Source organism: Embleya sp. NPDC056575 (genome assembly GCF_042793325.1).
Classification (GTDB): domain Bacteria; phylum Actinomycetota; class Actinomycetes; order Streptomycetales; family Streptomycetaceae; genus Embleya.
Map to the genome: position 1 here is coordinate 1 of NZ_JBHTVA010000070.1, position 10,866 is coordinate 10,866.

Annotated in this window: 6 protein-coding genes, 1 tRNA gene, 1 other RNA gene and 1 pseudogene; 7 read left to right on the top strand and 2 right to left on the bottom strand. The window is 70.3% G+C overall.

The features are described from left to right. Positions 1 to 1,978 (bottom strand): DNA polymerase III subunit gamma and tau (locus ACFRCG_RS38370; protein ID WP_380040250.1); only part of this gene is annotated, 1,978 nt, incomplete at its 3' end. Positions 1,979 to 2,080: 102 nt separating this feature from the next. On the opposite strand from ACFRCG_RS38370, the gene ffs reads away from it, so the two are divergent. The 3 genes from ffs (at position 2,081) to ACFRCG_RS38385 (ending at position 2,911) form a co-directional block, all read left to right on the top strand. Continuing rightward, positions 2,081 to 2,180, top strand: an RNA gene (ffs, locus tag ACFRCG_RS38375) — signal recognition particle sRNA small type. A gap of 61 nt (positions 2,181 to 2,241) precedes the next feature. Then, positions 2,242 to 2,326, top strand: a tRNA-Ser gene (locus ACFRCG_RS38380). A 366-nt stretch (positions 2,327 to 2,692) separates the two neighbouring features. Beyond that, positions 2,693 to 2,911, top strand: a complete 219-nt coding sequence (locus ACFRCG_RS38385; RefSeq protein WP_380040320.1) for a transposase — start codon at positions 2,693 to 2,695, stop codon at positions 2,909 to 2,911. Here the strand turns inward: ACFRCG_RS38385 and ACFRCG_RS38390 are convergent. Next, on the bottom strand, positions 2,833 to 5,175 hold the full coding sequence (locus ACFRCG_RS38390; RefSeq protein WP_380040252.1) for a 2OG-Fe(II) oxygenase: 2,343 nt from the start codon (positions 5,173 to 5,175) through the stop codon (positions 2,833 to 2,835). The two genes, ACFRCG_RS38385 and ACFRCG_RS38390, sit on opposite strands and share 79 nt — an antisense overlap. A 227-nt stretch (positions 5,176 to 5,402) precedes the next feature. Here ACFRCG_RS38390 and ACFRCG_RS38395 point away from each other — a divergent pair, with 227 nt between their 5' ends. The 4 genes and pseudogenes from ACFRCG_RS38395 to ACFRCG_RS38410 all read left to right on the top strand — a co-directional run. Beyond that, the gene (locus ACFRCG_RS38395; protein WP_380040254.1) at positions 5,403 to 6,188 is read left to right on the top strand and encodes a hypothetical protein; all 786 of its coding nucleotides are present in this window, start codon (positions 5,403 to 5,405) and stop codon (positions 6,186 to 6,188) included. A 5-nt stretch (positions 6,189 to 6,193) separates the two neighbouring features. Beyond that, positions 6,194 to 6,388, top strand: coding sequence for a hypothetical protein (locus tag ACFRCG_RS38400; protein WP_380040256.1), 195 nt, complete (start codon positions 6,194 to 6,196; stop codon positions 6,386 to 6,388). A 458-nt stretch (positions 6,389 to 6,846) separates the two neighbouring features. Continuing rightward, positions 6,847 to 8,268: an ATP-binding protein gene (locus tag ACFRCG_RS38405; RefSeq protein WP_380040258.1), complete on the top strand. Its 1,422-nt coding sequence runs from the start codon at positions 6,847 to 6,849 to the stop codon at positions 8,266 to 8,268. 724 nt (positions 8,269 to 8,992) lie between these two features. Continuing rightward, positions 8,993 to 10,866, top strand: a pseudogene (locus ACFRCG_RS38410) (hypothetical protein); the annotation flags it as partial.

The window sequence follows — 10,866 nt, forward strand, 5'->3', positions numbered from 1 at the left end:
GGGGGGGTGGGGGGGGGGGGGGGGGGGGGGGGGGGGGGGGGGGGGGGGGGGGGGGGGGGGGGTGGGGCGCCTGGGGGGGGGCCTGCGGCGGGGCGGGGGTGCTCGCGGGCGCCGGCGGCGGGGTGCCGGGCCAGGCGCCGGGCGCGGGGGCGGCCGGGGCGGTGGGCTGCCGGTCGGCCGGGGCCATCGGGGCCGGGGTCGGTGCGGGGGCCGGGCGGTGGGCGGGGGCGGCGGTGCCCTCGCCGGCGACGACGCAGTCGATCCGCCAGTCGAGGCCGAACGCGTCCAGGACGGCCTGGCGCACGATCTCGTCGCGCCCGCTGCTGCGGAAGCCCTCGCGGGTGCCGGCCTGCTCGAACGCGAGGGTGAGCGTGGTGCCGTCGAAGCCGGCGACGGTGACGGTCTGGAGCATCATCCAGGCGACCCGGTTGCGGGCTCGGACGGCGTCGAGGATCTGCGGCCACATCTCGTGCACGCGGGTCAGGTCGCCGGCGGGGGCGGGGGGCGCCTGGGATGTGGGCTGGTGGGCTTGGGGCTGCTGGGGCTGCTGGGGCTGCTGGGGAGCGGGCGGGCGGCCCTGGGTGGGGGGCAGGCCGGAGCCGGCGGCGCGGGCCTGGGGCCAGGCGCCGGGTTGTTGGGGCTGCTGGGGCTGCTGGGGCTGCGGTTGTTGGGGCTGTTGCTGCGGCTGTTGTACGGGGGGCGGCGGGGCCTGGGGCGGGGCCGGAGCGGCGGCCTGCTGTCGGGCGGCGGGCGCGGGCGCGTCGGCGCGGGCGGGCTCCGGGCCGGCGGGCGCGGGCGGCGCGGCGGGGAGGCCGCCGACGGAGACGCGGCGCTCGAGGCGTTCCAGGCGCGTCTGCAGGCCCTGCTCACCGGAGTCCACGGCGGGCAGCAGGACGCGGGCGCAGATCAGCTCCAACTGCAGCCGCGGCGCGGTGGCGCCGCGCATCTCGGTGAGGCCGGTGTTGACGATGTCCGCGGCCCGGGTGAGCCCGGCCCGGCCGAACTCGGCGGCGTGCCGGACCATCCGCGCCAACTGATCGGCCGGCACGTCGATCAGGCCCTTGTCGGCCGCATCGGGCACCGCGGCCAGGATCACCAGGTCACGCAGCCGCTCCAGCAGGTCGGCCACGAATCGGCGCGGGTCGTAGCCCCCCTCGATCACCCGGTCGACCAGCTCGAACGCGGCCCCGCCGTCCTGCGCGACGAACGCCTCGACCACGTCGTCCAGCAACGACCGGTCGGTGAATCCGAGCAGGGAGGTGGCCATCGCATAGGTGACCCCGTCGTCGGCGGCCCCCGCGAGCAACTGGTCCATCACCGACATCGAGTCCCGGACCGACCCGGCCCCCGCCCGCACGACCAGCGGCAGCACGGTCGGCTCGACCTTGATCCCCTCGGCCTCGCACACCGACGCCAGGTGATCGCGCAGCACACCGGGCGGCACCAACCGGAACGGATAGTGGTGCGTCCTGGACCGAATGGTCCCGATGACCTTCTCCGGCTCGGTGGTGGCGAAAATGAACTTCAGGTGCTCCGGCGGCTCCTCGACCACCTTGAGCAGCGCGTTGAAGCCCGCCGACGTGACCATGTGCGCCTCGTCGATGATGTAGATCTTGTAGCGCGAACTCACCGGCGAGAAGTGCGCCTTCTCGCGCAGGTCGCGCGCGTCGTCCACACCACCGTGCGACGCCGCGTCGATCTCGATCACGTCGATGCTGCCGGGCCCACCGAGCCCCAGATCCCGACACGACCGACACTCGCCACAGGGCGTCGGGGTAGGCCCCTGCTCACAGTTGAGACACCGGGCGAGAATGCGCGCACTGGTGGTCTTGCCACACCCCCGCGGCCCACTGAAGAGGTAGGCGTGATTGACGCGATTGTTGCGCAGGGCCTGCATCAGGGGTTCCGTCACGTGCTCCTGCCCGATGACCTCTGCGTAGGTCTCGGGGCGATAGCGACGGTAGAGGGCGAGCGACACGCCCCCGACGATAGCCGGGCCGAACGACAGACGCGGAACGCCCGACCACCCCCACCGCCCCCGTCCGTACCCGAACCCCACCCCGAGTCGGGTACTGTAGGCGCCGGACCCCCCGTGCGGCGGTATCCCTCCTGAACCTCCCCAGGGCCGGAAGGCAGCAAGGATAGGGAGGCTCTGCCGGGTGCACGGGGGGTTCACTGCATCCCACCCCCACTCGAATAGGGGTGCGCGAGCACCCACGGACCTCCTGTAAGCTTCCGCACGGAGGATTCGCCTAGTGGCCTAGGGCGCACGCTTGGAAAGCGTGTTGGGTTCACCCCCTCACGAGTTCGAATCTCGTATCCTCCGCAGCCGCCTGAACAGGCGAAATGAAGAGCCGAGCCGCGAATGCGGCTCGGCTCTTCGGCGTGCGCTGGTTGCAGTTCTGGTTGCATTTACAGGCGACATTAAGGACATTACGACAGACAAGCAGGCGCACGCCCGTCACCCGCCGCGGGCAGTCGGCACCGACCTGCACTGCGGAAGTCCTGCGGAACCTGGCGGTGGATGTCGCGGCGGTTGCCGACGGCCAGGATCCACACGCTCAACTGACGGTCCTCAGCGGTGTGGACAATGCAGTGGTCACCGACCCCGGCCAGGAAAGTGATGGCCCTCAACGAGTAGATCCCCGAGTGGACAGACTCGTCGAAGGCCGGGCTCGCGCACAGGAACTCGCTGACAGTCCAGAGCGTCCCCGGCGTCGGCGCCGTCCTGGGCGCGGGGTTTCTCGCGGTCGGCGGCGGCTGGGAGGAGTTCGCCTCGCCGGACGCCTTGACGGCCTTCACCGGCGCCACTCCCGCGCCCGGCGCTTCGTGTCACGGCCTCGTGTCGACTCCGGCCTCGCCGGAAAGGTTCCATGTCGAGGCCAACCAGGCCAGGTCGGCTCCGGCCTGACGACGGGTCGCCCGCTCGCGCGAGAACAGCTCCTCGGTCTTCGTCAGCACCAGCGTGTACGGGCGTCCCTGCCGCCTGGTCCGATGGTCCACGGGCAACTCGGCCGCGTCGATCCTGCTGTGCACGTGCCGCCGCCCGTCCTTCGCCAGCGGCCACTCCAGCGTCCGCCGCGAACGGGAGCCGAGAAAGGCACCCAGGGTGCCGCACAGATCGCAGCCGCACCCGGTCCACGCCACCGACCAGTCGTCTGCGGCGCGTGGCACCCGTCGCACGAGCGCGCCGAGCCGGTCCCCGCACTCCCGTGCCACCGCCGCCGGCCCCGCTGCCCGGGGCTCGCCCTCCGTCTGTTCCCGCGCCGCGTGGCTCAGCATCGGCAGCAGGCACTCGAGGACCGTGTCCGGGCAGGAACGCAACGCCGCCATGATCCGACCGCGCAGCTGAGCCTCGGTCGCTTCCAGGATGCGCAGCAGTGGCAGGCTCAGCCGCTCCAACCGCGCGCGGCGGATCTCGGCCGGCCCGGTTTCGGTCCACAGCCGCAGCTCACCGTCCACCTGGGTCCAGGCCCCGGTCGACAGCAGCTGGGCCACCGCCGGACTTCCGGCGGAGCACAGCGCCGCGCACAGCTGGGGAAGCCGCTCGGTCCAACCGTACCGGTGTTCCTCGAAGTGGCTGTGCGCGCCACCGAACCAGCCCGCGGTGACCTGGCCCAGCCAGGGGACGCCGTACCGCTTCGCCACCGCGGCCAGGTCGTTCGTGTGTTCCGGAGTGAGCGCGTCGATCCGGAACGGCTCAAGGAGCATCGCGGCGGTCCCGGACGTCTGAAGGCCCTCGGCCGCCCGTAGCGCGCTCCCCAGCTGCCCGGGCTGTACGCCACTGCCCTTCCAGAACGGTGCGAGGGACTCGGCCGCAGCGCGTGCGCTCTCCCGGTCACCCGTGGTGATGCGGGCCTGCAGTTCCTCGAGTGCCCACCGCGATCCGGCCTCGCCGCGCGCCGCGAAGGCCCGCTCTCGTGGCCACACCACGACTGCGGCCCGCCGATACCAGCGGTCCAGCGTGTTGCCGTAGTTGCCCATGTAGCCCTCGTACTGGGAGTCATAGGGCTTCAGGTCCGCGCTCGGGGTACTGGCGCAGCTCTCGTAGTCGCGGACGTACAGCGAAATCTGCTCGCCGCCGACGCCGTCCGGACCGGTCCACCAGCCGAGGGTGATCTCGTCGTCGATGAGCTCGCCGAGCTCGTAGTCCTCGTCGGCACCAGCGGCCTCGACCGCGGCTGCGCCCTCTCCCTCTCCGTCTTCGTCCTCCTCTTCGTCGTCGTAGCCGTAGTCGTCCCAGGGGTCGTACCCGGCGGGATTGGCGTCCCAGGTCTCCTTCACCTCGGCGAGGGCGAGTACGGCCTGGCACCCCGCCTGGGCCGCCGCGGCGCGCAGCAGCGCGGCACGCTCCGCGTCGGCGCCTTTAAGCCGGTCCCAGCCGAGACCCCGTTGGGTGTACTCGTGATCGAGCAGGTAGACAAGCCGACGGGGCGGATCGAGGTCCTGGCCGCCATAGCGCGGCCTGGCCGGGGCGTTGAAGTGCTGCTCCAGGCAGTGCGCAATGTCGTCGAGCGGGCCGGACTCCTGCTCCGGGGCCCCTCGCTCGGCCAGCAGGTTGAACGTGAGGGTCACCCGGTAGCCGCTCCTGACCCGTGTCACCTCGTGTGGGCAGTCGGCGTAGAAGGCCACCAGGCTCAGCTCCGTCTTCGACGCACGGTAGGTCCGGTTCTGCCCGGCGTGCCCGATGACCAGCTCGCCGCCGGTGTGTGCCGAGGGCAGCGACAGCACCAGCGTGCCCACCATGGCGTCGTCCTTCTCCGAGTCCTGGTGGGGGAGGAAGAACTGCCCCTTGCCGTACACGAGAAGCGCGTGCGGCTCGGCCCTCAGCCTGCTCCGGGCGGGCAGCCCGAGCTCGCCCCGGAAGTACTCCAGCGCGCCGTCGAGCAGCGTCGGCCAGGCCGGGCCGCCCAGCGTGACCTGGTCCGGCGGGATCTGCCACGTGTCGCGCACACTGCTGTCGCTCAGGGTGTCCTCCCCCCGGCCGAACAGCGCCGGACGCGCCACCGCGATGAGCTTCTTCACCTGCGGCGCACGCAGCGGCAGGCGCACCGGTCCGACCCCGGCCACCTCAAGGCCGACACCGTCGGCCGGTGCTTCGAGCCGGGCGCTGAACTCCGCCGCCTTCGACCCGCCCAGCAGCACCCCCAGCCGCTCCCTCGCACTCTTTGCCATCGCTGCGCCCTCCCTGTTCCCACGGCCGTGCCGCCTCGCCCCGACTTTACGGAGCGGCGGGACCGCGGGTGGCCGTCTCACCCGTACGGGAACGCCTTCCCCGGCACGGACGGGCGGCCGGGAAACGCCCGGATCGGGCCCGCATGCCCACGCACGTCCCCGTCCGGGGACAACGGGAACAGCCGATCCCGGCGTCCGACGCCCCGGCGCTGCGGAACAATGGCCCCGTGCATGACGATGATGCTCAACTGCTGTACCAGGTTCGGTCGCTGCGGGAGAAGGGCAGCGGACCGAAGCAAATCGTGCGGGCCCTCGGGCTGAAACCGGCCCGGGCGAGCTCGCTGGTGCGCCAGGTGGCCCACGAACAGCAGACCACGGCCGAGCCAGCCGAGCGCCCGGTGGTGGGCTGCTGGGTGAACGCCGGCTGGACCACGGACCTGGAGCTGTCCGAGGCCCCCGACTGGGCGCGCGCCGACGCCGAGGGCGCCGGGGATCCCGAGGCCGCCGGTTTCGCCCAAGTCCTGATCGCCCGCCAGGAGCGGGCCAGCCGGGTCACCGTCTGCGGATTCCTGGTCGACGTCTACTGCCTCGGCGTCAAGGACACCGGCGGCCCACAGGTGATGGGCGGGGGATCGCTGGACGCCTACGTACGCGACTACTACCGGGCGTTCGGCCGGCCTCCGCTGCGGATCAGCCTGGATCAGGCGCAGAGCATCGTGCACGGTGGTGTGGCCTACGCCCGCGCCCTCGGCTTCGAGCCCGCGCCGGACTTCGCGCAGGTCTCCGCACCTCGGCGAGCCTGGCCCGGCCGCCCCGCGAATCGGCTTCGGCCGCCAGGGGAAGCCGTTCTACATCAACGGCCCACGCGACGACGCCCAAAAGATCGTACGCACGCTGGAGCGCACCTGCGGCGCGGGCGATTACGACTACCTCGTGGGGACGAGGTCTCTGTGACCAGCAACCACGACGAGCGGCGGGTACGCAGGACCGAGACGAGGCGCAGGCCAACCTGAAGGCGGTGCTCCAGCTGTGCACGGCAGGCCGACTGCGCTGCAGTGAGAAGACGCTCCGCCCGTCCGCGGCGACGGTCAAGGCGGTCGCGGAAGCACTCGGCGGCGACTTCTACGCCGAGGAGCCGATCGCGTCCTTCGCCTGGCCGCTGCTGCTCCAAGCCGGCGGACTCGCCGAACTCACCTCCGGAAACTCGCACTGACCACACGCGGCAGGGCGGCGCCGACCAAGCCGGCACACGACCGAACTCCGCCGGTATCCGGACGCCACCGCCGCTCCGCTCCCGCAGACGGTCACCAACGACGCTGCCCGCCGCGCCGGCCAGGTCCGTAACACCCGGCCGGCGCATCTGATCGAGTGCGTGGACTTCGCCGTCGCGGCTCTCCTCGCCACCGACCGCCGCACCCGCGCCCACTGCACCCGCCCCGGTGAACGCCATCTCGCCGTCCCCCTCGACAAGCTCCCCGCCTCCGCAAGCCCGCCCTCGCCTAGGGCTACCCCGTCGGCTGACACCACGCCCTCGGCGCCTGGTGCCACCTGCGGGACGCTGAGCGTGTTTTCACCGTCTCCCGGATCCACAGCGTCATGCCCGAACGAAGGAATGACAGTATCGCCAGGGATAGTATCTCCATCGATACTATCCCTGGCGAGAGGTTCGTCATGCGTCGTTTCATCGGGCGGGAGCGCGAGCTGAACATGCTCGGCAACGCCTTGCAGGCGGTTGACAATGCTGTCGGGTCGGCGAAACCCGGTCAGTGCATTCTCATGCGCGGAAGGCGGCGGGTCGGCAAATCCAGCCTCGTCGAGGAGTTCCTCCGGCACACCGAGGCGCCGTACCTCTTCTTCACCGCGGCGGGCGGCACGGCGGAGGACGAGCTGACGGAGTTGCTCGATGCCGTCGCCAGATCCACTCTGCCGGAGACGGAACTTTTCTCGGAGGAGACCCCGGAGCAGTGGAATGCCGCCTTCAGGCTCCTTGCGGAGATTCTGCCCGACGACAGCCCAAGCGTGGTCGTCATCGATGAGGTTCCGTATCTCATGGACCGCATCGACGCCTTCGAGGGCATGCTTCAACGGGCGTGGGACCGCCTGCTCTGCCGCAAACCCGTACTGCTCCTCCTGGTCGGGTCCGACCTGTCGATGATGGAGGCGCTGAACAGTTACGACCGCCCCTTCCATCAGCGCGGTCGCGAAATGGTCGTAGGGCCGCTGAATCCTGCCGATATCGGCGAGATGCTCGGGCTTGAGCCGGCGGCCGCCTTCGATGCCGCCCTGATCACGGGTGGGCTGCCACTGATCTGTGCCGAGTGGCGGCCGGGAGCGGACGTCTGGGAGTTCCTCCGCGATTCGCTGGACAACCCGATCTCGGCGCTGCTGGTCTCGGCCGAGCGCTCATTGGCCGCCGAGTTTCCACCGCAGGCGATGAGCAGGGAGGTCCTGCGGGCCATCGGAAGCGGGGAGCGGACCTTCACCAACATCGCGCGTGCCGCGGGCGGCATCGCCCACACAACTCTCACCCGGGCCACTGATGTCCTGACCGAGAAACGTGTCGTGGCCGCCGAGCTGCCGCTCTCACTGCGGCCGTCGAAGGAACGCCGCTACCGGGTGGCCGACCCTTACCTGCGGTTCTGGCTCGCGTTTCTGGATCCGCACATGGCGGAGATCGAGCGAATGCGCGGGGATCTCACTCTGAGCCGGATCAAGGAGCAGTGGACGAGTTGGCGGGGGCGTGCTGTCGAGCCGCTGGTCCGGGAATCCCTCGCCCGCCTCCTGCCTGACGAGTTCCTGCCCGCCACCTCGGCGATCGGCGGCTACTGGACCCGCAGCAACGACGTGGAAATCGACCTGGTGGGCGCCGACCGGCAGCCGGTAGCCAAGCAGTTGCTCTTTCTCGGCTCGGTCAAGTGGCTGGAGAACTCCGCGTTCGACAGCCACGACCTGGCCGCGCTGCACAAGCACCGGGCGGCGATCACCGACGAGCCCGTACCGCTGGTCGCGGTCTCCCGCAACGGAGTCAGCTGTTCCGGGCTCCAGGCGGCGTACGGCCCAGAGGATCTGCTCAGTGCCTGGCGCAGGGGGTGAGCAGGGGCTGGACTCCCATGGTTGCAGTTCTGGTTGCATTCACCTCCGTTCAGCACCGTCCGAAACCTCCACAGCCACCGGTTCCACCGCAGGTCAAGACGCCCCTGGCTGAACCCGAACCCCCAGACGAACATTTGGAAAGCGTGTTGGGTTCACCCCCTCACGAGTTCGAATCTCGTATCCTCCGCACCCGCCCACCAGGGCAAAACGTCGGCCCGGACCACTTCGATGGTCCGGGCCGACGTCGTTTCTGATTGCAGTTCTGGTTGCATTTATTTCGGACATATACTGCTTAATTTATCTCCGTGGATCTGGGCTTCGGCCACACGCCTCGAACCCCCGCCTCAACGCTCACGCGATGGTCAGCGGTGGGTAATCCACCACACGACCCACGTACCCGCGGCGGTCCCGGCCCCGGTGGCCACGCCGCGCACCGCGCTCACGGCGAGGGAACGCCCGATGCGGACGAAGCGACGTCGAGTGGCAGACGCGGGGTCGGCGGTTGTGGCGGTCGCCGTGGCGGGGTGGTCGTCGTTCATGGTGGGCTCCCGAGGGGGTGTGAACCGCCATGTGGGGTTCGTGTGGTCCCATCGGGCGCCGGCCGGGGATTTTCCGGCAACCGCCACCGGGCCGCCTCCGGCTGTCTAGGCTGCCCAGACCGGGAACGCGGGATTTCCGGCGGACGTCCGGACCGGATCCGGACCGGACGACGTGGGGACCGGTCGTGGCGGGGCACACCGAGAGCGGCGACGGCGACAAGGCGTGGGAACTGGCGCGGACACTGAGGGAATTGCGCGAGCAGGCCGGATCTCCCACCTACACGAAACTCGTCCACCAAGGCGCCGCGCAACAACCCCCGATCGTGCTGAACACGACCCTGCTCGGCGACTGGTTCAATGGGCACGGGGTACCCGCCGACCCACGCCGTTTCGCGTTCCTGGTGACGTGGCTGGAACGCGAGGCCACCCGCCTCAACCCCGACCGTGTCCCGACACCGGCCGCAGCCTGGGAACGTCGGCGTATCGAGGCCGAACGCAAACGCCGACCCGCCGGACGACCTCGCCTGTCCCACCCCGACGTACCCACCGTCGACGGTGACGAGGTCGTCGGGCGACCCGTGCGCGAGTTCACGGACCCGTTCGCTTTGGAGGTGCACCGTGCGATGGACGCACCCGGGCACACCGGGGGCACATTGCCGGTGCTGCCGGTGTACGTACCCCGCGACCACGACCAGGTCCTGCGCGCGGCGGTCCAACGCGCCGCTGGCGGAGAGAGCACGATGGTCACGCTGGTGGCGGGGTCCTCCACCGGCAAAACCCGCGCCTGCTGGGAAGCACTGTCGGGCGTACCGGACGAATGGCGGCTCTGGCACCCCATCGCCCCCGGGCGCCCCGAAGCCGCCCTGACAGACCTGGGCGCGGTGGGACCGTGCACGGTCGTGTGGCTCAACGAAGCCCAGTTCTACCTCGAACCCGCCGACACCGGAGAACGCATCGCCGCCGAACTACGCGAACTTCTACGCGACCCGTCCCGAGGACCGGTGCTCGTGCTGGCGACGCTCTGGCCCGACCCGCACTGGAACACACTCACCACCGCGACCGAGCCCGGCACCCCGGACCGGCACGCACAGGCACGGGTATTGCTCACCGGCACCGACCTGCGCATCCCCGAGGCATTCACCGGGGCAGACCTGGACACACTGCGCGAACGCGCGGACCAGGACCCCCGACTGGCGCAAGCCCTCGCGAGAGGAGACACCGGGCGTGTCACGCAGTACCTCGCGGGCGCACTAGCCCTGCTCAAGCGCTACCAGCTCGCGCCGGCGGGAGCGCGGGCGGTGATCGAGGCTGCCATGGACGCACGGCGCCTCGGCCATGGGCCCGTCCTACATCAAGCTTTTCTTGAGAACGCCGCAGACGCCTACCTCACCGACGACGAATCCGATGCTTTCGGTGACGACTGGTTCGAACAGGCCCTTGCATACGCCACCTCCCCTGTCCAAGGGGCCACCGCACCTGTGACCAGGATCCGATCCCGACAGCGCAACGATGGCCTTACTGAAGGAGGCCCGACCTATCGGCTCGCCGACTATCTCGAACAACACGCCCGGCACACCCGCCGTGCGCACTGCCCAGGCGCCTCCTTCTGGAACGCCGCGCACGACCACGCCCGAACCCCCGATGACCTACTCAACCTCGCCGAAGCCGCACGCCACAGACTTCGGCTACACCATGCGGAACACCTCTACGACAAAGCAGCGAACTCCCAGGACCCGCAGGCGCTTGGGGAGTTGGCCCGTTTGCGGGAACGAGCGGGCGACCACGACGGCGCCGAACGCCTGACTCACCAAGCTGCCGACGCCGGAAACAGCGAACCACCGAAGCAACCGGCCACACCGGGGAAACGAGCAAGAACCGGTAGTGGCACCAAACGCCGCCGAACTACCAGCACTCGTCTACAGGAACTTCGAGTTACAAGGCGGGAGAAGAGGGGTGATAAGGAGGGGGCGGAACGTCTGGTTCGCGAAGCCATCGAAACAGGAAACACCGACCCACTGACGCTGCTGATCACCTTACGGGAGCGACAAGGTGACCACGA

What these genes read in the sequence shown, in the direction of transcription:
- ACFRCG_RS38405 (WP_380040258.1), top strand. Translation starts at nt 6,847, where the DNA reads ATGCGTCGTTTCATCGGGCGGGAGCGCGAGCTGAACATGCTCGGCAAC.
- ACFRCG_RS38390 (WP_380040252.1), bottom strand. Translation starts at nt 5,175, where the DNA reads ATGGCAAAGAGTGCGAGGGAGCGGCTGGGGGTGCTGCTGGGCGGGTCG.